Source organism: Flavivirga spongiicola (assembly GCF_030540825.1).
GTDB lineage: Bacteria > Bacteroidota > Bacteroidia > Flavobacteriales > Flavobacteriaceae > Flavivirga > Flavivirga spongiicola.
This window is the reverse complement of record NZ_JAUOEO010000001.1, coordinates 1243168-1267274: the sequence shown is the minus strand read 5'-3', so window position 1 is coordinate 1267274 and position 24107 is coordinate 1243168. Positions and strand designations below refer to the sequence as shown.

The 24107-nt window shown below is 34.0% G+C and carries 14 protein-coding genes; 10 read left to right on the top strand and 4 right to left on the bottom strand.

Annotation, left to right across the window (positions count from 1 at the left end; all coding sequences use genetic code 11):
- Nucleotide 1: 1 nt before the first annotated feature.
- The 5 genes from Q4Q47_RS04830 to Q4Q47_RS04810 all read left to right on the top strand — a co-directional run bounded on the left by Q4Q47_RS04830 (nucleotide 2) and on the right by Q4Q47_RS04810 (nucleotide 8557).
- Nucleotides 2-1234 (top strand): efflux RND transporter periplasmic adaptor subunit, encoded by a 1233-nt coding sequence (locus tag Q4Q47_RS04830; protein WP_303305517.1) that lies wholly within the window; start codon nucleotides 2-4, stop codon nucleotides 1232-1234.
- 1663 nt (nucleotides 1235-2897) lie between these two features.
- Nucleotides 2898-3425, top strand: a complete 528-nt coding sequence (locus tag Q4Q47_RS04825) for an RNA polymerase sigma-70 factor (RefSeq protein WP_303305516.1) — start codon at nucleotides 2898-2900, stop codon at nucleotides 3423-3425.
- Nucleotides 3426-3497: 72 nt separating this feature from the next.
- Nucleotides 3498-3746 (top strand): hypothetical protein, encoded by a 249-nt coding sequence (locus Q4Q47_RS04820; RefSeq protein WP_303305515.1) that lies wholly within the window; start codon nucleotides 3498-3500, stop codon nucleotides 3744-3746.
- Between the two features lie 332 nt (nucleotides 3747-4078).
- Entirely contained in the window at nucleotides 4079-5245 is a 1167-nt protein-coding gene (locus Q4Q47_RS04815; protein WP_303305514.1) for a FecR family protein, read from the top strand.
- 1779 nt (nucleotides 5246-7024) lie between these two features.
- Nucleotides 7025-8557, top strand: coding sequence for a M16 family metallopeptidase (locus tag Q4Q47_RS04810; RefSeq protein ID WP_303305513.1), 1533 nt, complete (start codon nucleotides 7025-7027; stop codon nucleotides 8555-8557).
- A gap of 237 nt (nucleotides 8558-8794) precedes the next feature.
- Here the strand turns inward: Q4Q47_RS04810 and Q4Q47_RS04805 are convergent, their stop codons facing one another.
- Complete coding sequence (locus tag Q4Q47_RS04805; protein ID WP_303305512.1) at nucleotides 8795-10108, bottom strand: IS4 family transposase; 1314 nt, start codon at nucleotides 10106-10108, stop codon at nucleotides 8795-8797.
- A gap of 899 nt (nucleotides 10109-11007) precedes the next feature.
- On the opposite strand from Q4Q47_RS04805, the gene Q4Q47_RS04800 reads away from it, so the two are divergent.
- From Q4Q47_RS04800 to Q4Q47_RS04780, 5 genes are all read left to right on the top strand, one after another.
- Complete coding sequence (locus Q4Q47_RS04800; RefSeq protein WP_303305511.1) at nucleotides 11008-12204, top strand: T9SS type A sorting domain-containing protein; 1197 nt, start codon at nucleotides 11008-11010, stop codon at nucleotides 12202-12204.
- 456 nt (nucleotides 12205-12660) lie between these two features.
- Nucleotides 12661-15921, top strand: a complete 3261-nt coding sequence (locus tag Q4Q47_RS04795) for a SusC/RagA family TonB-linked outer membrane protein (RefSeq protein WP_303305510.1) — start codon at nucleotides 12661-12663, stop codon at nucleotides 15919-15921.
- 16 nt (nucleotides 15922-15937) lie between these two features.
- Nucleotides 15938-17389 (top strand): RagB/SusD family nutrient uptake outer membrane protein, encoded by a 1452-nt coding sequence (locus Q4Q47_RS04790; RefSeq protein ID WP_303305509.1) that lies wholly within the window; start codon nucleotides 15938-15940, stop codon nucleotides 17387-17389.
- A gap of 182 nt (nucleotides 17390-17571) precedes the next feature.
- The gene (locus Q4Q47_RS04785) at nucleotides 17572-19860 is read left to right on the top strand and encodes a zinc-dependent metalloprotease (protein WP_303305508.1); all 2289 of its coding nucleotides are present in this window, start codon (nucleotides 17572-17574) and stop codon (nucleotides 19858-19860) included.
- Between the two features lie 67 nt (nucleotides 19861-19927).
- Nucleotides 19928-21121 carry a thioredoxin family protein gene (locus tag Q4Q47_RS04780; protein ID WP_303305507.1) on the top strand — a complete coding sequence of 398 codons (1194 nt, stop codon included), beginning with the start codon at nucleotides 19928-19930 and terminating at the stop codon, nucleotides 21119-21121.
- Between the two features lie 505 nt (nucleotides 21122-21626).
- Here the strand turns inward: Q4Q47_RS04780 and Q4Q47_RS04775 are convergent.
- From Q4Q47_RS04775 to Q4Q47_RS04765, 3 genes are all read right to left on the bottom strand, one after another.
- Nucleotides 21627-21935 (bottom strand): DUF6520 family protein, encoded by a 309-nt coding sequence (locus tag Q4Q47_RS04775; RefSeq protein WP_303305506.1) that lies wholly within the window; start codon nucleotides 21933-21935, stop codon nucleotides 21627-21629.
- Between the two features lie 85 nt (nucleotides 21936-22020).
- Nucleotides 22021-23163: a hypothetical protein gene (locus Q4Q47_RS04770; protein ID WP_303305505.1), complete on the bottom strand. Its 1143-nt coding sequence runs from the start codon at nucleotides 23161-23163 to the stop codon at nucleotides 22021-22023.
- Nucleotides 23164-23165: 2 nt separating this feature from the next.
- Nucleotides 23166-23615 (bottom strand): MauE/DoxX family redox-associated membrane protein, encoded by a 450-nt coding sequence (locus Q4Q47_RS04765; protein ID WP_303305504.1) that lies wholly within the window; start codon nucleotides 23613-23615, stop codon nucleotides 23166-23168.
- Nucleotides 23616-24107: the final 492 nt, after the last annotated feature.

Genomic DNA, 24107 nt, shown 5'->3' with positions numbered 1-24107 from the left:
AATGAAAAAAATAAATTTATATATCACAGCAATCTTGACGGTTTTTATAACATTAACAAGTTGTAAAAATCACTCAGAAAAAGATGGACACGAGCACGATGCCTCAGGAAATCATGTTGCCCCAGTTACAAACTCAAATACTCCGAAAACTGTTGGTACTCATGGGGAACATACAGAAGAAGTTATCCTAAATCAAGCTCAAATAGATGTTTTAAACATTAAAATAGATACGCTTGTAAAACGCAACATGAATGGGTTTATTCAAGTAAATGGTCAATTAGGAGTACCGCCTCAAAATGAAGCGGTAGTAACCAGTACACTAGGAGCTAATGTTAGCAGTATTAAAACGATTGAAGGAGACAAAGTAAGAAAAGGACAAACCTTGGCTTATATAAGTCACCCAGATATCATTACCATTCAAACCGATTATTTGCAAACGTATAATAAGCTTACTTTTTTAGAACAAGACTATAATCGTCAAAAAAAATTATATGACTCTCAAGTAGGATCTGGCCGCGATTACCAACAAGCACAATCGGAATATATGAGTGCTAAAGGTTTAGTAAAAGGTTTCGAGAGTCAACTGCGCTTATTGGGTTTATCACCAAAAAGCATAAGAACCGGTAATATCTCACAAGTAGCTCCAATAAAGAGTCCGATAAATGGTTTTATTGAAAAAGTACTGGTAAAGTCTGGACAATATGTACAACCGCAAACACCTATGTTTGAAGTTGTAAATACAGAGCATATTCATGTAGACTTAATGGTGTTTGAAAAAGATGTGAACAAAGTAAAGCATGGTCAATTAGTGAAATTTAGTATAGAAGCTTTAGGAAGTGAAGAAATGACCGCTAAAATTTATTCAGTTGGGAAATCTTTTGAAGAAGGTCCCAAAGCCTTGCATATTCATGCTGAAATAGAAAATAAAGATAAAAACCTGATACCAGGCATGTATGTCAGTGCACGTGTTATTACTGATGAAAATTTAGAACAAGCCTTGCCTGAAGATGCTGTTTTTCAGGAGGGAGAAACATTTTATGTGTTTACTGCAGAAAAAGAAGATAATGGCACTTGGAGGTTTACTCCGCAGGAAGTGGTTATAAAATCTATGAGTAACGGATTTGTAGCTTTCGATTTTATTGAGACTATTGATAGGAATACATTAGTAGCACAAAGTGGTGCCTACTATTTAATGGCAGAGATGAAGAAAAGTGAAGCCGAACATTCACATTAAATCCAGATTATAAATTTTTTGTTTGTTTTGTCACTCTTGGCAAAACAAGAATATAAATAAAATTTGAAAGAAGCACTCCTCCTTAAAAAGGAGGAGTGGATTTAGTTTTGATAAAAACTAAAGACGAGGTTTTTTTTTAATGAATCTTTAAAAGTAGCCTGTCTTGAGCACTTTGGCTATACTCATAAACTAAAATCGAAAGGCTCAAGATAAACATGAGAAATCTTATTATTGTAAGATTTCCTACAAGTAGCTACGGACTACCCACAAATTAATAAACATTAATAATTATATCATGTTCTTTTTGCCATTGCCGCAAAAAGAAACCAAACCTGCCTGCCGGCAGGCAGGAAAGTCTAGGCTCACTAAAATTCTATTGAAAATGCTACGGAGGCCCCAGCCACAGATAAAAATAACTCGCCCTATGTCCTTTGTTTATTTACTTACTCTTTTATAATTACCATTAATACTGGACTATCAATAATCTAATACTAGGCTCAAACAGCTTTTTATCTCTAGGCCTTTGCTAACCATGCGTCATCTGGCTACTTCGTTAAAACAGCCCACTGGGCTGTTTCTTAACACTTGTCCCTAATTTACAACAGAATTCTAGATAGGCCGCTGTGCCAGCCTCCGAGGTAATTCTTTTTTAGGGAGATCAAGTCTCTCTGCCAGTTATAGAGAAAAGACCATTAGGCTGTCCCCGACCTTTCGGAAGAATAAAGAACAAAAGCTTCGATGGAAAGGAGCATTTGCGCTGGCTATTGCATTGGAGCGACGCGAAGTTTTGGGCTTGGTTCTTCTCAAGCGTCAGCATGAGAAGAAATTCCTCTCGAAAGGGCGTCTTTTCTTTTGTTACTTTTCTTTGGACGAGCAAAGAAAAGTAAGTAAAAAAAGCTTTTATTTTATATCCCGAAAAAAGATGTGGGTAATGCGTAGCTACCGGCAGGCAGGTTAGCTCTGCTCTGAATGACAAAATAAATAGTTATTGATTATCAATAAAACTAAAAGACAATTTAAAGTTTCTTTGTCTTGCTGAGCTCAGCTTGCCCAGAGCTTGTCGAAGGGTCGAAGCATAATTGAATAAAAACATGAATTCGTTGATATATGTAGTTAGATAAATATGTCAATGGAAGTTAGAAACAAGCATTTAACTAGCTCCTCACTTTTTTAGAAAGGGAGGTGGATTTTCAGAATGAAAATCCGGAGGGTTAAAAAGACATCAAGTTTGAAAACAAAAAGATATTTTATTTTTAAAATCACTTCGTATAAATTGTTAAAGTTTAACACAAAAATTTACTAATAGTTATATTTTTTTCATCAACTAATAAGTAATAAAACAAATTAAGTGAATCATTTTGTAGTTAAATTCTTGTTAAAAATTCGATATTTTTTCTGCCCATACTAGAAAACAAAATTCAGTTGCATTTTACATTTTGGATTTCTTCTTTTGATAATTTTATCTATTTGTAATTGAGTTAGTTAAAATGCATGTTGCCCTATTTTACAGTTTCAATAGGCTTGTTTTTTATTGAAAAAACAGGCCTTCTTTGAATAAATTTGTGGTGCTTTATTTATGAAATTAATAAATAATTGCGTACATTTTTACAGAATTGATAAAATAATTATTTAGTTTTACCCAATATTATCTCTAACTTAAGCCATGAGGGGAGGCAACCACGAATTTACATTAAAGAGTTATAAAAAACTTTTTGAGAGCTTATATCCACAGCTATGTGTGTTTGCATATAAGTATCTTAACGATTTAGAAATCTCAAAAGATTTCGTGCAGGAAGTATTTGTTAAAGTTTGGGAAGATAAAATAACTTTTCAAAACGAAAACCATGCAACAGGATTTTTTTATAAAGCCGTAAAAAATAAATGTCTCAATTATTTAAAAAGCAAGAAGTATAAAGCTACGGAGCGTTATGAGCTTGCAAACCTGGAAGCCTATGAAGCGGAAGAATTCTATATGTCTGAAGCCGTTGTTATAGAAACTACTGCCGTTATAAATAAGGCCATCAGTAAACTGCCAGAAAAAGCTGCTCAGGTTATTAGATTGAGTATCGAAGACTATACAAATAATCAGATAGCAGATGAATTATCCATATCCATCAATACGGTCAAGGACCATAAAAAAGTGGCTTACCGAAAATTAAGAGACTTTCTTAGTTTTTTAACAATTAAATGACATGAACTCATTCAAGCTTTTTCAATTGGCTAAAAAAAGACTCTTTTACATCCATTTTTATCCATCCAACAGATGAGTTTTATCTTTTCTCCTTCCGTAGACCAGCTATGCAACTCAAAAAAGTATCAAATAAAAATACTTGCCTATTGGATGGCTACAGTGTGCTTACAAATTATTGATCTGTTTGTAAAATTGTCAAAACATGAATTGGAGGTAAATGCCCTAGGATTTGTAGGCGAGCGTCAAATGTTTGAAGATGTCGTTAAAAAAGAAATGCTGTTTGAGCATAGTCAAAAGAAAACAAACAGTCAAGTAGGATAGTTTAGGGGATAGAGTTAGTAAGCGAGAAATGAATTTAGTGCGAGTTCATTTCTTTTAGACATCGAAAACTAATTTGACCGCCGAAAATCTAAGGCTAGACTTTTTTGTTTCTTTTTTGGGCGATGCAAAAAAGATATAAATAAAAAATAAAAATTCAATGTTAAGAGAAGAAAATGAATGTTCTTGTGAAACAGAAGGGTACACTGTAGCTACTGGAAGGGCAAGAAATTGCTGATTTTCGCTACAATTCAACAAAGTTTAATATTTTTTTTATATTATACCACCCGATTTTTCTTTTTTTTGTATTAATAAATATAACCTAAAATATTCTAATGGGTAATTCCAATAAAATAAAACCACTTTCAAAAGAATTAGCAGCCTCACTAATTAAGAATGAAGCCCCTAGCGATTTAGAAAAATCTGAGATTTTCGATGAAAAAATAAAAGAACAAATGCTTACAAATATTAAAGAGGGTGAACGTTTAAAACTTTTAAAAGAAATTGATACGGAAAAAGATTGGAAGGCTCTAGAAAGAAAAATTCAAGGTTCCAGAAAACCATTCAGATTATGGACGTATGGTGTAGCAGCCTCCGTGGTGTTATTAATATCAATAGCTTTTGTTTTTAATAATACAAATAAAGATCAAAACTTTGACGCTGCCCCTATCATTGTAAACAATAATATAGAGATAGGAACCGACAAAGCCATTTTAACACTTGAAGATGGCTCTGCTATCACTTTAGAAAAAGGACAAGTTTACGAATCAAATAATATTACCAGTAACGGCGAAGAGATCATATACAAAGTAACTAACAACCAAAAACCAGCAACCAACAACCAAAGTAACTATAACACCTTAACGATCCCAAGAGGTGGTCAATTCTATATCCTATTATCCGATGGTACTAAAGTATGGTTGAATTCCGAATCTCAGCTAAAATATCCAGTGGCATTTAATGATGGAGAAACCCGTCAGGTAGAACTTGTTTATGGAGAAGCGTATTTTGATGTCTCACCAAGTATAAACCATGGAGGTGCCAAGTTCAAGGTATTTAACCGGTCTCAGGAAGTTGAAGTGTTAGGTACTGAATTCAATATCAAAGCTTATAAAGATGAGGCAAATATTTATACAACCTTAGTAGAAGGGAAAGTAGCTATAAATACAGCAGATAAAAATCAAGTATTAGTACCTAATCAACAGTCAAAACTTAACCTAGAAACTAATAAGATAAGTTTAGCTATGGTTGATGTTTATAACGAAACTACATGGAGAGATGGCGTTTTTAGTTTTGAAAATAAACCGCTAAAGGAGATTTTAAAAGTACTATCACGTTGGTACGATATGGATGTAGTCATTGAAAATATGGTGCAAACAGAAGAACGATTTATTGGGACATTTAATAAAAGTAATAGCATTGAAGATATTCTAATAGCTATTAAAAGCACGAATTTCATCAATAATTATGAAATAAATGATAAGACATTGACTATTAAGTAAATAATTGTCATTCCCGTAAAGACGGGAATCTAAATAAAAAGAATAACTAAAACTAAAAAAATAAACTCGTATTGATTTTTATTTATAAGAAAAATCGTACTTTTGTTTACGTAAAAAGTCTTTGTTGTTATATAATTACAATGTAATAAAAAGATGAATAGCCTGCCCTGTTGCAGAACAGGATGATTTTGTAGCAAATCATAAAAAGTAAAGATGAGTTCTCTAAATATAGAGATTATAGTATTCTCCCCGAACCTTAAAAGAAAAGAACCTTTGTGTTAAAATAACTTTAGATTTAAATCTGGCTAAGGATTATAGTAATTTATAGGACACCCAGATATGTATCATGCATGAAGTAAGATCGAAATCATTTATGTGCGTTACTAATCAAAATAGAGAAGGAACGTAAAGAAATAGTCCAGTGGACTATTTTAGTGAACCTGTCTGCCGACAGGCAGGCGGGTCAGCCGGCGTGTTGACATAGAGAACAAAGGGAGTTTCAGTTAGACATTAATAAAATATAATAGTGCAATGCAAAAAGGGAAATAGTATGGTTTTAAGATTAATTAGGTTAGAGTAGTTAAGAATTAAAAACCATCTTTTCCCTTTTAACAGGGTCGAACGTTAAAAAATGATCCTGTGGATCATTTTAGTGAAGGAGCCAGCTTGCGCTAGGGGGGGTTACAAACTCGTTCTGTTTCTGGTAATTGAATAAATTACTGAGACGGTCAATTAAGACCTGAAGGGAAGTTGATATTAGAAAAACAAGAAAAATAACCATAAATATTTTATAAAACCGTAGTTGTTTTTTGAATTAGTCACTCTAGAAGCAACGTTTTAGGTAAAATACGGGCAACCGTTATCATAGTTCGGTTGTCCATATTTTTTAATTAAAATAAGAATTCTCTGGGATTTAACTTCTAAATTTCCATTGAAATTGTCATTCTCGTGAAATCACAAGATTCATGAATTCATTATTATAGAATAACCTTGTCCTAAATAAATTTGGAAGCTAAAGTTTTTAATTAATATTTATAAGTTTAATAGGAAGTTTGTCAGACTTCAGAAATAATGAGCGTAAAGCGGAAGTGCCAAGCGCAGCTTGAAGCATGCAGCTTTTAAAGCGAATGGTGCGCAGCAATTTCCTTATGTCTGACTTGATTTTTTTGGTTCGTTTTTTTATCTAAGAAAAAAATGAACAGAAATAATAAGAATAGATTCCTATTTTAAATTTTAGCACTTAATGTACTAATATTAAGCTTTAAAAAACGTTTAAGACACTATCGATTAAAATAAAAAACAATGAATAAAACAGGAAATGCAAAGCATTCACGATTTCCTAATTTAATGAAATAAAATGCATGAGTAATCTAAATATAACAGAATTTCGGTTTTGAACTAAAAATTTAAAACATGAGCTCAACTTGATCAGAGTATAAAATCAATAAAATTTTGCTAAGTGTTGCTGAAACCTGTGCTGAGTCGTAGGACTTTAATTTATGCTAGCCTTTCTACTTGAGTTTATGTTGAGCGTAGCCGAAGTATGATTCAATCTCAAGGATAGTCGATTTCAAGAAATTCTTTATTGACTGCATTTTTAATTGAACTCATCTTAAATGAGTGGTAAAATTATTATTGTATGATTAAAATTATCGAATTTAAGAAAAATAATATTTGTTAGTGTTTCAGCTTGTCAGTTAGTTCGAACCAAGTCTTTGTTCTTGGTTCTAACAGCAAAGCGGTCTTACACCTCTTTTAAACCCATAAAACAACCACAAAATGCAAAGCATACTATCCGTAATTTCATTTTTATTGATCATTAACGTCCTACTGTTATTATTTTCTGTAAATAGTAATGCTCAATCCTTAAACATAAATGATTCCCTCCAAACAGGCCAAACCATTAAAAAAGGAATTTTAAAGAACGTAAAAAAGATAGAAGAAGATACTGTTTTAATGCCATATATGGATTCCTTTATAGGGAAAACGCTTATATCTGGTTTGACTATAAAAGAGGGAAATATCGTATCCGAAAACATGTTACAGGCCACAGGATCAACAACCTTTACCTTGAGCAATGGTATAAAAATACATTACAAGTTTGCAGATAAAAACAAGAACGATGTACAGCTCAAAGCCATAAGCTATGGTGGTTTGTCTTTAGTAAAAGACAATGATCTTCCATCTGCACAATTTTTGGGAGATATGATGTCCCTATCAGGTTTAGGTTATTATTCAGCCACAGATTTATCAAAAATACTGACAAATAAAACCGTTAAAACTGATATCCATCTTTCCAATCTAACAGAAAGCATCTGTAGTACTTCAACAACTAAGGATTTTGAAACTCTAATGCAAATGATTCATTTACATTTTGTAAATCCAAGATTTGATACCGATGCGTATCAGGAATTGATTAGAAATCTAAAAAATAATATCACACAACGAAACCATATCATTAATGAAAAGATAAAAGATAGTGTTACGGCTACTCTATATGGAAACAATAACCCTAAACAGCGTTTACTTAATAATGACTTTATAAAAGAGGTTTCTTTTGATAAGATAAAGACGCTGTATATGGAACGTTTTAATAATGCTGCCGATTTCGAATTCTTTATAGTAGGGGATCTTCAAAAAAGGGCATTAAGACCATTATTAGAAAAGTATATGGCTAGTATACCAACAAATGGAGCTAAAGAAATATGGCAGGACAATTCAGTACCCTGGTTACAGGATACCATCGATAAAGACATTCTTTTACCTATGGAACCTCCCAAAAGTGTAGTAAGAATTGGTTATCAGAATACCATGTCCTATAGTTTGAAAAATGAATTAATAGCAAGGGTACTGGGTGAGATCTTACAATTACGACTTACAGAAATCTTGAGAGAAGAAACAGGAGGGACACATAGTGTCAGTGCAAAAGCTAATATATCAAAACGCCCTGTCGAGCAGGCTTCTTTACAAATAGCTTTCGATTGTAATCCAAATAGGGAGGGGCAGTTTATAACCATTGTAAATCAGGAAGTAGAAAAGATAGTAAAAGGGGTTATTTCACAAGCAGATTTGGATAAAACAAGGACGAATTATTTAAAAGAGAGAAAAAAGCATCGGGGTTATAATAGCTATGATATGCATATATTAACAAATTACTTTCGAGAGGGTTATAATATGAATGATCCTAAAAATTTTGAAGACATATTAAATACAATCCTAATTAAGGATCTAGAAGTGTTTACAAAAGCATTGATAAAAGAGTCTAAATCTTATAAAATCGTTTTTAACCCAGGATCAAATGTAAAGAAATAGTCCAGTAGACTATTTTAGCGAAGGGATCCAGCTGGCGCGTAGGAGATCGGAACTAATAGATTCAACGGATTTTTAATGAATAGTCCAGTTTGAGCCAAAATGAGACTGTTTTAGTGAACCTGCCTATCACAGCTACGGTGTACCCACATCTTTTATTAGTTTTGTACCTTCTATTATATATGCTAATCTGTCCAACCCTTGTTTTAAAGCAATCACACCTGGCGGCCCTTGTGAGTCTTACCCTTTCCATCCACCAATTCGTCCAACAACCCAAGCTGCCCACTTAGTTCGTTGGGGGTTATGGTGGTTTTGAAGCTTCATACTTTTTCCTTGTAATTTGGTATTCATCATTTCTAGTACTTCTATTTGGTCTTTGTCGAAGACCTCTTCTATAGGTTGTCCTCCCTCAGAATCTGCATAGGCTATATTCATTTGTAGAATTTTTAATAGCGCTGTCATTTGCATGATCACCAACTTGCGGATTGCCCAACCATTTTCCAACTCTGTTTCTTCAATCCCAAAACCTTGTTTTTTCAAGACCCTGAACAGTTGTTCGATATACCATCGTGCATTGTACCACTCTACCATCAATAAGGCATCTTCATATTTCTCGATCTTATGGGTGGTCAATAGCTTCCAATTAATGGGCTTGGATGTTTTACTTATTTCCTTGACCGATATACAGCTCAAGGTTATGGCTTCAGGATAGCCCTTGTTTTTTAAATTAGCAGGGCACATGACCTCATATGTTTTAAACCTCAGTGCTATCTCTGCTTGTCTCTTATATTGGTTTTTACGCCTATCGGTTGAAAGTTCTATACTATAAGTGCCAGCTACCGGCTCAGAATCGATTTCCTTGTATAAACTGTTTCCATTGCTTAGGTTTCTTGTGGCCCTTGAACGTATTAGTAAATGCGTTTTTTCATCTGGAACCATAGCAAACTGTTCATAAATATCACCCTCTCTATCCTCTATGAAGGTTACCGTTGCTGATTCTTTTAATATAGCCTTACTTGTCTGGGCGACCTCAATCCATTTATAAGACTCTTTTTCTATTATAGGTTGCCGCTTGTAGTTTCTTTGAATTCTATCTGGCTTTTCTTCTGGTCGATGAAAGACTTTGATATGGGAAAAACCTAAGGGATTTAAGCCCTGAATATCCAATACCAGCCCAGGGTGTAGTTTGAAACAATGACCTGTACCTGACTTATCAGATTGCCCCAAGCCGCTATTTTCATTGAGCCTTCCTTTGTGGGAACTTAAATTTACTTCACAGGTGTCCTGTAGGCATAGCAGGTGACGACCTTTGGACAGATTGCTCATACGCCCTGAGGATTCTTTGATAAGGTCTTCTTCATTGATCCTATCATTGTTCAAAAATCTATAATATGCTTTTTGCTCAGCTTTATTGCTGGCTAGTTGCCGAATGGTCGAACTTGGGTGCTCACTAAGTTTGCCCCATAATTCCATACCGCGCCGCTCTGAACGCAGATCACCTAATTTCCCCGTATAATCAGGGTAAAAATGCTGTGGATTTATTGTTTCTATCATTTGACTAAATTATACTTATTCGCTCATATTTGTGTGTACACCGTAGCCTCGCGAAGGCAGGGAGTTACACTTAAAAAAGGAGCTTAGCGCTATATTTTGTAATAGTTTTAAGATGTAATAGATTTTATAATGCATAATACGGGTTTCAGGAGGAGTGGATTTAGTTTTGGTAAAAACTAAAGACGACGTGGTTTTTGCGAGAAGGATTGAATCTCTTCAACGTAGCCTGACTTGAGCATTATCGAAATATAAAATGTTTTTTATATTGAAGATGCCTAGCGAAGCTTAACGAAAAGGTTCCTCAGAATAACATAAAGATTAAACGTATCTTCAATGCGAAACTTTTTTTAAATTAAAGCGATCTGTTTGTTATACAATTACAAGTAGGTGGTAGGTAGCTTTCCGTATTATTTAAACAAATAAACAAATCAAGATGTCTTCACAAATAATCTACTGATAATTAAACAATTGTATGTTTTTTTAAAAACTATACCACCCACTTTTATTTTTTTATTGTATTAACTATAATAGAACTCATCTTACTCTCTCGTATCGAAGTACAAATGATGCTCTCACCCAAATTTTACCTTGTTATGGCATCATGGTATGGTCATGTTATGAAATAAAAAAAAGGTAAAACCTAATGGCGACTTACAAGTGGTCATGATGCAAGATAAGTTTATAATTTAAAATATTTGAATGGATAATTCCAACAAAATAAAAGCACTTTCACAAAAAATAGCAGTGGTGCTAATTAAGAAAACCCTAAGGTTTTCGACACTAAAACAAAAGCTCAGATGCTTTTTAGATATTAAAGAAGGCAGACGCTTAGAACTTTTCAACCAAATTGATACAGAAAACGAAAGAATAAGACAATAACAATTAAATAATCCTAAATTATGAAAAAAATTACAATTTTATGTTCATTATTAATAGCCGTTTGTTCAATTAGTGCGCAAACTACGACCTTTGACTGGGATACTGCTCCAATTGATACTGGAGCCACTGTAACTGAAACTATAGACGGAATAACACTTACGGTATCAGATGCATTAGATCTAACATTTGGAGGTTTAGGAGACGCTTTAGGAACCACAGGAAATGTAGTAGTGTTGGTAGGGACAGCTCCTCCTTCCTTACCTATCGATACAAGTATAACATTTACATTTAGTGAGCCTGTAGATTTTGAATCGATAAGGGCCGTAGATGCTGCTATATTTGATGGTTCAGATATTGATTTTACCTTTACACCTACAGGAGGAAGTAATACTACAGAGATAGTGACCATAACAGGTGGAGCAGCGACCGTTAATTTGAATTGGACGAATGTCACATCCTTTACGGTAGAATCTTCAGGTTCTTGGTTTGTCTTTGATGATTTGGTAATTACAAGGACAACACCACTTCCAATCACTTTTGATTGGGATACTGCTCCAATCGATACTGGAGCCACTGTAACAGAAACTATAGATGGAGTTACCCTTACCGTTTCAGACGCTTTAGATCTAACATTTGGAGGTTTAGGAGACGCTTTAGGAACCACAGGAAATGTAGTAGTGTTGGTAGGGACAGCTCCTCCTTCCTTACCTATCGATACAAGTATAACATTTACATTTAGTGAGCCTGTAGATTTTGAATCGATAAGGGCCGTAGATGCTGCTATATTTGATGGTTCAGATATTGATTTTACCTTTACACCTACAGGAGGAAGTAATACTACAGAGATAGTGACCATAACAGGTGGAGCAGCGACCGTTAATTTGAATTGGACGAATGTCACATCCTTTACGGTAGAATCTTCAGGTTCTTGGTTTGTCTTTGATGATTTATCAATACTAAAAACCTCTTTTTTATTATCTACTGAACAAGATTATAAATCTCATAAAGCAGTGGTTTATCCAAACCCGGTACAAGATATTCTTAATATAAAAAATGCTTCAGATTTAAAATCTATAGACCTATACAATAGTTTAGGACAACGCGTATTACAAAGCAATCAAAAAAGTATTGATATGAGTCATTTGTCAAAAGGGCTGTATTTTTTAAAAATACAAACCAGTCAAGGAACAGAAACTAAAAGGATTATTAAAAAGTAAGTGAAACTCAAGAAACTCAACTTTGAGAGGTCCAGTAAGGTGCACTCAAAGTTGTTAGTTATATTTATCCCGATGCTCATATCGGGATCTAAACAATATATATTGTAGAACAAGCTAGATCCCGTCAAAGGGCGGGATTAGTTCAACCATCTATTTTGTCATCATTCTATGCTTGTCAAAACAGGGTTTCACTAAAAAGAAGGAAAACAGTTCAAACCGGACCGAACGTTAAAATAGTCCAATGGACTTTTTCAGTGAAGGGGTCAGCTTGCGGGTTGGCATTACATTAAATTAAAGGGAACAAAGCTTCATCTCGCTAAAAATGGAATGCTTCATCCCCCTAAAATCCAAATAATTAATTAAAAAAGTTTAACTAACTAAATGATTTTCAAATTTATAAAAATAGAATTGAATAATTTGCTTTTCTATAAAAGAAAAGTACTCTTTAAGATCATTATGCGAACATTTATATTCTTGTTTTGTACCACGCTGTTCAGCTTAACACCGAATCATGTGTTATCTCAAAACGAAAAGATTGTGATAGATTCAGATAAGGAGATCTCTGTTGATGAGGTATTTAAAATGGTTAAAATACAAACAGATTATATGTTTGTTTATCACCGCGATTTATTTAAAAATTTTCCCAAAGTACAACTCAAAAAGGGTAAGATAAAACTAAATACATTATTAAATCAAAGTCTATCATCAGGCGATATAAACATAATTTTCACAAAGAACAATACCATTCTTATAAAGGAGAAAATTAAAACCCAACAGAGACAGGTTTCGGGTACAGTTACAGATCAATCAGGTCTTCCAGTGCCTGGTGTAACAGTTTTAATAAAAGGCACCAATAGAGGTGTGGCGACAAACCTTGATGGTCAGTATGTCATCACTGTACCAGACCCTGCCAATATACTGGTATTTTCATCTCTAGGTTTTGAACCCCTAGAGGTAACAGTAGGTAATCAAACAGTAATTAATTTAAGTCTTAAAGAAGCCATAAGCCAATTGGATGTAGTCACAATCAATGCAGGGTATTACAATACTTCTGAAAGGGAAAGAACAGGAAATATCAGCAAGATTGAAGCAAAGGATATAGAAAAGCAACCAGTTAATAATCCTTTAGCAGCTATGCAGGGGCATATTTCAGGTGTAAATATTAATCAAAACACAGGGCTTCCAGGTGGGGGATACCGCATTCGAATTAGAGGACAAAATTTTATAGATATAGAGGGAGGTACTTTTGGTACTGCCAACGACCCTTTATATGTCGTTGATGGGGTTCCTTATGATTCTGGATCATTGGAAAGCAGTGGTAATGCTATCTTTGCCATTACTTTTGGTGGAGTAAGTCCTTTAAATGCCATTAACCCGGCAGATATTAAAAGTGTCGAAGTGCTTAAGGACGCTGATGCTACAGCTATTTACGGGTCTCGCGGAGCTAATGGCGTAGTGTTAATAACAACCAAAAAAGGCAGGATAGGAAAAACACAGGTCAAGCTTGATATCAGTACAACTTTAGGTAAAAGTCGTTATGTAGATTTATTAAATACCGATCAATATTTAGAAATGCGAAGGGAAGCATTGATCAATGATGGTCTTTGGCCAGTAGCACCAGACGATGAGTCTAAATATCCAGACCTGTTTTTATGGGATCAGGATCGTAATACCGATTGGCAGGAGGTACTTATAGGAGGTACTGCTTATAGGCAAAATGCACAGCTATCATTTTCAGGAGGAAGTGAGCATACCCAGTTTTTGTTAAGTGGAGGTCATGTAAGTGAGACCACCGTTTTTCCTGGAGATTTTAAGTATAAAAGTACATCGGTACGATTTAATGTAAACCATAGATCAAAGAACGATCATTTTCATTTAAATGCATCAGTAAATTATAGTACAGATAGCAATAATTTACCTGGCACAGATTTATCTGAGAAAGCACGGACTTTACCCCCAAATGCTCCAATGCTTTATAACGATGATGGTAGCTTAAATTGGGAAAATTCTACTTGGGAAAATCCGTTGGCTATATTAGAATCAAAATACAATGCCATTACGCGTAATCTTATTGCTAATACAGTACTGTCCTATTATCTAACCTCATCATTAGAGATTAAAACTAGTTTAGGTTATACCGATTACCGTTTAGAATCATATTTTGCACAGCCGCATACAGTGGCTGACCCTAAAAAAGGTTGGGATAGTAGTTTGTCTTGGATTACTCCTAATACAGGAAGTCGCCAATCCTGGATTGTAGAGCCACAAATTAATTGGCAACAGGATTGGGATGATGTTAGCTTTAAACTACTTTTAGGGGCTACATTTCAACAAAGTGAAGATCAGCAATTAACAATAAGAGGAGACGATTTTCCTAGCAATGATCTCTTACTTGATATAAATTCAGCGGATTTAATAAGGATTTCACAAAATTTAGCTTCAGAATACAAATATCAATCCTTCTTTGGCAGGATAAATGTTAATTGGCAGAATAAGTATATTTTAAATCTTACTGGGCGTCGGGATGGATCATCTCGTTTTGGGCCTGGTAAGCGGTTTGGCTATTTTGGAGCCATTGGAGCGGCTTGGTTGTTTACAGAGGAAGGTTTTCTGGAAGATAATAATGTTTTAAGTTTTGGTAAACTACGTGGCAGTTATGGTATTACAGGTAGTGATTCTGTTGGTAATTACAAATTCTATGAGATTTATGAAGTAGATGGAAACTATAACGGCTCGGGTTTACTACCTAAAAGTCTGTTTAACCCTGATTTTGCATGGGAATCAAACAAAAAGCTGGAGGTTGGTTTGGATATGGGTTTTTTTAAGGATCGTATATTCCTTACTACAGCCTGGTATCGTAACCGCTCTTCCAATCAACTCATTGATGCGCCTTTACCTGGAACAACTGGCTTTTCCGATATTAATACTAATTTTGATGCCGTAGTAGAAAATACCGGTATTGAGATTGATTTACGTACAGTTAATATTCAAAATGATCATTTTAAATGGAGCACTACCTTTAATATTTCAGCCAATAGAAACAAACTAGTGGCATTTCCGGGATTAGAAGGGTCTACGTTTGAAAGTAAACTTGTGATAGGGCAGCCTTTAGGAACACAGCAGCTCTATCATTTTTTAGGAGTGGATCCAGAGACTGGCATCTATCAATATGAAGATTATAATAATGATGGTTTTATAAACACAGAAGATGAACAATGGTTTGAGGATTTCACACCAAAGTATTTTGGAGGTATGGGTAATACCATAAAGTATAAAAATTTACAATTTGATGTGTTTTTCCAATATACAAAACAAAAAAGCTTTAGTTATCTAAGTAAACTTAGTTCTCCTCCTGGTACATTTGCAGTAAATCAACCTGAACTGGTATTAGATCGCTGGCAGCAATCTGGTGATGAAAACCCAATTCAACGCTTTGCTTCTATATCTAATAATGAAGCGTTTATGGCATGGACTAGGTATGGGATTGGGAGAAGTAATGGGGGAGTGACTGACGCCTCGTTTATCCGGTTACGAAATGTATCGTTAACCTATACCATTCCTAAAGCCTACACTAAAGATATGGATATAAACATCTATTTACAAGGTCAAAACCTATTTACAATTACGAGATACGACGGAGCTGATCCTGAAGTACAGACCTCTGCAACGTTATCTTCATTACGCCAATTTACATTAGGATTTAATTTGAGCTTTTAAAAATAAAAACAGATTTATGAAACTTATAACACATACAATAGAATCTTTAGGAGTTGACATAAATAGCAGATCTAATATTATAAGGGTGTTACAACTAGTTTTGGTCATGTTCTTTTTAATTAGCTGTGATGATTTTGTCGATGTAGACCTTCCAATAAACAAATTAACAGCAGAGACTGTCTTTGAGGATGCAGGAACAGTGGAGGTCGCATTAAAAGGGATTTATTCTGAATTACGTGATAGCTTTTTGGTAAATGATTTGTATGAAATAATAGGGTGGTATACTGACGAATTGGATCCCGAGGTGTCAATTCCCAATTCCCCAAACTCATTCTATAATCACACGCTCTTGGCAACAAATTCCAGAATTGAAGGTTGGTGGAATAATGCTTATAATTTGATTTTTCTAGCCAATGCTTTTGTAGATGGAGTAGAGAATTCTACTTCTTTGACTTTAGAAGATAAAAATCAATTTACAGGAGAAGCCCTTTTTATCAGAGCCTATTTGCATACTTTATTGGTTGAGCTATTTGGACCTGTTCCCTATATTACCACAACTGATTATATAACAAACACTACCGTGTCCCGTATGCCAGTTGATGAGGTATATACTAATATTATTATAGATTTAACAAAAGCATCCACTCTGCTGGGCGATGATATCTCTGGAGAGGGGATACGTGTATACGATGCAGTTGTAGATGCTCTATTAGCAAGAGTTTATCTATATACCCAAAAATGGGAGGATGCTGAAATTATGGCATCCAAAGTTATTGACAGGTTTGTATTAGAACCCGATTTAAACCAGGTATTTTTAAAAGACGCATTAGGAACGATATGGCAATTTAAACCTGAAATAGAAGGGAAGAATTCTCTAGAAGGAGCTTCTTTTATTTTTGAAAATAATCCTTTTGGTAAGCCTGTATTGAGTACATCACTTTTAAATACATTTGAATTTTTTAATATTTTTGATCGTGATCTGCGTAGGGATAAATGGATTAGAACGGTCACAGGTACTAATGGTACATGGCGTCATTCATATAAGTATAAAGAGGGGGTTAATCCTACTACCATAACAAATGCACAAGGAGAAGAGGTAGCAGCATCATTAGAATACTCCATTGTATTTCGATTAGCAGAGCAATACTTAATCCGTGCAGAAGCCAGGGTACAGCTTGCGAAAATAACAGGAGCACAGGAAGATATAAATTTTATTAGAAACCGGGCAAGATTATCCAATACAACGGCTGCTACTACAAATGAATTGCTGGATGCCATTCTCCATGAACGGCAGGTAGAACTCTTTACAGAAGGAGGTCACCGTTGGTTTGATTTAAAAAGAATGGGGAAAGCCGCCGAAGTATTGGCACCTATAAAATCAGGATGGAGAGATACAGACATTTTATTCCCTATCCCAGAATCAGAGATTTTGTTAAATCCAAATTTAGTTCAAAATGATGGCTACTGATAATTGATTTTATCTTCCCCTGCGAGGATAGAGATCTCCCTATAAGGAGCTAACACAAATTACAAATATAAATTTCAAATGAGTAAATCTTTTTTAAAAAAGTGTTAGGGGGTTACATCCTAAATAAAATCTAATATCAAATAGTAAAAATGAAAGTGAGTCACTTAACTAATGTAAACTAAATGAAAAAATATATAACATTCATATTAATATACATATCAATAAGCAGTTACGCTCAAGAAGTAAATAGCAATATAAAACCATACAATGAAGTCATTACATCAGAAGCTGTTACACAAAAGGGGTTTTTACAGACACACCTCCTTAAAAATAAGCTCTATTTAGAACTTCCTTCGGCAATGCTAAATAAAGAGATGTTGTTTGTAAGACATCACAGGCCTTTTTACCAAAGTCAAGTTAAATGGACAAAACGGAATAATGCAATTCATTTAATTATTTCGGAGATCGAATCAAAAGTGGGCAATACAATTCCGTTAATTAAAGATAAATTAAGCATAACAATAACACCAATTACCTTCCCAATTTTGGCATTAGGTAGTAACGATTCAAGTTATGTTATTGATGTAACAAACTTATTTTTGAATACCCCAAAACCATTATCTGCTCGAGGTAAGGTTATACTCAGTGATTTAGCTTTTATAAATAAGGTATTGGCATTTGATAACACCATAGAAGTTAAAACAAATAAGACATTCACATCAAAACATGGACCATTAACAGAAGTATCTGATTTTAGTTTGTTTTTACTTCCAGAACCTATGATGCCACGACTGTACGACTATCGAATGGGTTTTTTTACTGATGAATGGAATCTTTCTCGTGTTAAGGGGAGAGCCTCTATTGCAAGATGGCGCTTGAAAAAAAAGATTAAAAACCAATTATTAAGTGACCCCATCAAACCAATTGTTTTTTATTTTGACCCGATAACACCGGACAAATGGAAACCCTATATAAAAGCTGGTATAGAAGAATGGCTACCCGCATTTGAAGTTGCAGGTTTTAAAAAAGCTGTTTTAGTAAAAGAGCCTCCAATTAATGATAAAAATTTTTCAGTGAATAGTATGAGGTACTCTTTTATTCGATGGAGAAACGGATCGAAATACAGAGGGTATGAAGGCAAAGGGGGTGGAAGTGTACACACTGTTATAGACAAAAGAACAGGAGAAATCCTTAAGGGAGATATTATAATAGGAAGAACTAATTCTCTAGTAGATCAATATTTTACAAGATGTAGCCCATTAGATAAACGAGCACAGCAATATCCATTTCCAGATGATTTAATGGGCGAATTAATTCAGAAGCTTACAGCTCATGAAGCAGGTCATGTTTTTGGGTTAAAAGATGGCAGTTATGGGGAGTATACGTATCCCTTTAAAAAAATGCGCGATAAAAAATGGTTAGAGGAGATGGGGCATACTCCCAGTATCATGAATTATGCTAGAGAAAATTTTATAGTACAGCCACAGGATAGTATACCCTTTCAACTGTTAAAACAAAAAGTAGGGCCTACAGACCTCTATTCTATTCGTTGGGGGTATACAGTATTTCAAAATATTAATACCCCCGATGACGAATTACCCTATTTGGAAGCCATCATTAGAGAACAGGATTCTATACCATGGTATAGATGGGGAGGTGCTAGCTATGGGCCACAGGCCACAAACGAAGTCGTAGAGAGTGATGACCCGGTTCGAGCGACTGCTCTAGGGATAGAGAATTTAAAACGGGTTATTAAGTTGATTCCTAAAGCTACTCGTAATGAAAGGAACTACGCAATATTAAAACGATTATATACTAAAACACTCGATCTTTGGGTAGACCAAATGAAATTGGTAGTGTCTTTGGTGGGAGGATATACAGCTCAATATAAAAACGGCAATCAGAAAGGTCCAGTGTATGATCATTCTGCTATTCCAGTTAGCCGTCAAAAAGAAGCCGTTGCGTTCTTGATCAAAGAAGCTTTTAATCCACCTTTATGGATGGCATCCCCAGAAATTACAAGAAGATTTGAAACCAGAGGTACTCTAAATAATATATCAGAAAGACAAATGGAAGTGCTTAAAAACTTATTATTACCAAGACGACTAAAAAACATGGAAGAAATTGATTTAACAGGTGAAAAAAAAGGCTATAAAATGACAGATTTTCTAAACGATTTACACACAGGATTATGGAAAGAGCTGGAAGATGAAATTATAAAAATAAACCCATATCGTCAGGAAATTCAATTAACATACATACTTGTATTAAAAGGGTATATTGAAGCAGACATTAAAAATAGATATATTGGAAGCGCTATTCATAGATTTAATAATTATACTCGCAGTAACTTGTTTAATTCTTTAATTAATATTAAAAGCGCTATTAAAAAAGTAATACAGCAGGATATTAATGATGTCTCTACAAGCTCACATCTTGAGTTATGTTTATTAGAAATAAATAAAATTTAAGAGTTAAATTCATCATCGTATAATAGAGAGGACAGTTATCAAATATTAAATATACTAAATAAATAAAATGAAAAAAACAATCATTTTCTTGTCAGCATTTTCAATATATGGCGTAATACTAGCGCAAGGTATCAATTTTGAAACATCAGATTGGGCTTCAATAAAAAGTAAAGCCAAAGAAGCAAAGAAGTTAATCTTTATAGACGTCTACACCACTTGGTGTGGTCCATGTAAATGGATGGAAAAAAACACTTTCAACGATGAAGAAGTGGGAATCTTTTACAATAATAACTTTGTCTCTTTTAAAGTTGACGCTGAAAAAGAAAAAGGTTTAGATTTTGCAAAAGAATACAATATCAGCAGCTTTCCAACCCTTTTATTTGTTGATAAAGAAGGAAAGCAAATTAATAGGAAAAGTGAAGCTTTGAATAAAGATGATTTTTTACAATTTGGACAGCAAGCGTTAGATTCAGAAAAGGAGTTAGCCATCAAATCTTCATTATACAATAATGGCAATAGAGAACGTGAGTTCATCCTTAAATATCTTGCTATTTTAAAAGAAAGAGATTTGCCAACAGAAGAACTTGCGTTATGGTACTTTGCTATGATTGGACAAAAAAAATGGATTTCGTCAGAAAACCTTGGACTTATCAAGCAGTACCTACATAACCCTTATAGCAATGTTATAGAATTTTTGGTGAAAAATAAAGAATCTGAATCTGAAATGATAAAAGGCAATGTTTTAGTGTATCAAACCCTCTTTGGTGTCTACAAGGGCAATATGACGACCTTAATTAAAGATAGGAAAGATATAGAAATGGATCAATTATTGTCTCATATAAATTTAATTTTTTATTCGAATGAAGTGAGCTACTTAACTTTTTTTAAAAAAAAGGAAATTGCCAAAAGAGATAAAGACTGGAAACGTTATACTGAAGAATGTATCGAATATGTTAACAAACACTTGTTAAACAGTAATTCTGCCCTAAATAATTGGGCTATGACATTTTATAAAAACGAAGCTATAACCGATGAGAATGCTTTGAATGAGGCCTTAAAATGGACGAATATAGCACTTAAGAACGAAAAAAATGATTATTACAATACTGCATTTTTAGATACTCGGGCAAGGTTGCTGTATAAGCTTGGAAGAAAAGAAGAGGCTCTTAAAGTAGCTAATAATACTGTTAAGATTGCTAAAAATATTGGAGCAGACCCAACAAATACCTTAAAACTTATTGAGAAAATAAAGGCTAATTAATAAATATAAAAAAGCAATGTAAAAACGAACAGAAATGGTCTTACGATTAATTGAGTTAAAGAGGTTAAGAACTCAAGAACATCCTTTCCTTTTTTGAAATAGGGCGGGTATGTACGTTAAAAAATGATCTGACGGATTATTTTGGTGAAAAATCCAAATAATAGTCTATGGATTAGAAGAAAATAAGCATAGATTAAATGATTCTAAATCTTTTTTACAATTAATTGTTGTTTTTGAATTAGTCATTTATAGAGACAACTTTTTTGAGGTAAAGCATGGGTAATTGCTATTATAATTTGATTGATCATGTTTTTTAGTCGATAGATTATACTTTTACTCCGAAAAGAGCTCTTTGACGCTCTGTCTCAGAACTTCCTTTTTCTTTTTTAAATTAAAATAAAAATAAAGGAATTTGTCGAAGTATGTCGCTATGGTTTTGCCTTCGTTGGTTTTTAGTAAATAAGGTGCCCAAAAGGGGCACCTTATTCTCAAATTTTTATAAAATTTAAGATCCTATCCTAAATAATACTCTAAGGTTATCACATTGGTTATCCGCATAAATAGTTTTAAGCCCTTGACCTGGTATAAAAAGAGTGCAAACGTCAGCACCTGATGTTTGACAGTTTACATCAGATCCAGGAGGAGTTGTAATAACTTTTGTACAAACAGGAGGCGTATCGTTATTCAGATACCATCCTTCTAAAGGGGTTTGCTCTGCTGCGTCATTTTCTACAGATGTAAAAGCAAGAGAAGCTGTGATAGCTAACATAAGAGCAAAAGCAGGTAAAACGATTTTAAAAATTTTAGATTTCATAATATAGATATTTAAAAATTAATGACCTACTCTTTTTTACAGGTTTTCGGTCTTAGCCCTGACTGCAGTATTTTTTACCGATATTTCAGTGTTTATTTTTTTTGGTATTGGAGTTTAAGTTTTGGGTTTTTTGTTTATTGTTTTGATTGGTTAAGGAAGAAGGTTTTATGTTATTAAAAAGATTCCTTAATTGATAAATAACAATATGATTCCCAATGAGACCTATAAATTTATCATCCAGTACATAAAATGATTTAAGTTTGTTTTCCCCGATATCCTCCACATGAAAGCTAAATTTATAGCTATTATCCACAATATTGTACACATCAATGACAGATGATTTTTTCCATAATATCAGAGATTCTCTGTTTCCAAGCAGTTTGGAATTTACAAATAGGTAATTCCCAGAGGTCGCACTGTATTTATTCACCTTAAGAGCAGGTGCTGCCATTTTTTGTTGATTTTTAGAAGATATAGTACCTATTTTTATTTGAGCTTGGCTAATGGTATCTATAGTCTTTCCAAGAAATTGTAATTCCAGACTGTCATTAGCCACAATATATTGATTGCGATAGCGGTAGGTGTATATCAACTGCTTTCTCTGTCGATTGTATTGAAGAGTGCCATCGACATCAAAAATACCATCTACTTGTTTTTGTAAAAGTTTATGGGAGAGCGTCATTTTAGATGAGTCTGAAAGATGTATGGTACCCAGAGTAAATTCTTGAGTCTTCTTACTTATGGTTCGTATGGCTAAAGTAGTCGAGTCTATGGGTTCAGCATTGGTGAAATAAAGTCGGTTTTCCAATATGGAATAAGCTTTCCAATCTGTAGTGTTTCCTCTAAGGACATAAGGAATGGTGCCGTCCATCAAAAAGAAATAAGGTGATATCACCCGTACCTGTGGAGAGCGAAGTGGCAGGCTATCCTGATCTATAGTTAAATGAATTTCCTGTTTATTTTGGAGTGCTGTGTCTATTGCTATGAGATATAATGGAGACTTTGTGTTGCTCAGGTAAATCTTGTCCTCGGCAGTTCCGGCAATATAATAACCGTTGTATTCGAGATCTAGTTGATGGACTTTGTTTGGAGGGGTAGGCAAGAATCCACGAAGAAAGCTAGTGTCTCGCTGTAGTTCTTTTTGTGTAAAGGCAAATAAAAGAGTCATAAGACCTATACTACCAATGGTGCAAATTAAAAGAGATATATAAAGCTTTTTTTTTGTCATTATTAAGCAAATTTTGGGGTTGGATAATTTTTTTGTCCGTTTATAATGAGTATCCCTGTAAAGGCTAAAAGAACAAAAGCGATGTTAAAGGTTAAATGTTCTGTCCATCCTAGTTTTTCAAGAACCCCCCCACAAGAACAGGGAATATCATTGCTAAAGTTTAAAATAATAAAAATATAAGCGGTGAACATAACCATAAGACTAAAGGCAGCATACATTCCTAATAACCTAAACCGTGGAATAAGTATTAGTAAGGAGATCAGGATCTCAAGGGAGGGTATCACCCAGGCTACGATACCTACAAAAGGTGTAAGCATAGCAGATTGCCCTATCTGAATCTTAAACTCATCAAAAACCAGTAATTTACTCAATGCTGCATATACAAATAGGAGTATATACAGGAAACAAATAAATTCTAACAGAACATTTTTATACTTACTATGAATTTTCATAATCATTAATAATGAGTTGTTTATTAATATTACAAAGGTGCGAGATAAAATTTATTTTTAATGGATAAATACTTGCCTTAGAGGGATTTGTTAGTTCGGCTTACAACTTTAAACGAGTCCTGCAGGACTCGTTTAAAGTTGTAAGCCGAACTAATCCCGCCTCAGGCGGGATCTCTAATTTATATTTTTTATAAATGCTAATAGATAATTTTTTAAGAAACATTCCGAACCTTATAGATAACAAAAGATAGAGTAACTTTTTTATGAGATATTGCTAGGTCGAGATTTCTTGAAAGTTTACCTTGAGCGGAGTCGAAAGGCTCATGCTTCACTCAGCCGAAACGACAAATTGTTACTTTTTATTCTTTTTTAAGTGCTATGTTAAAATGGGAAACGATCAAAATATCACATAATCTTGATGTTTTTGTATTATGAGATTTCTCACTGCGTTCGAAATGACAAATGGTTCTCAAAGTCTATTATCATTTTAAT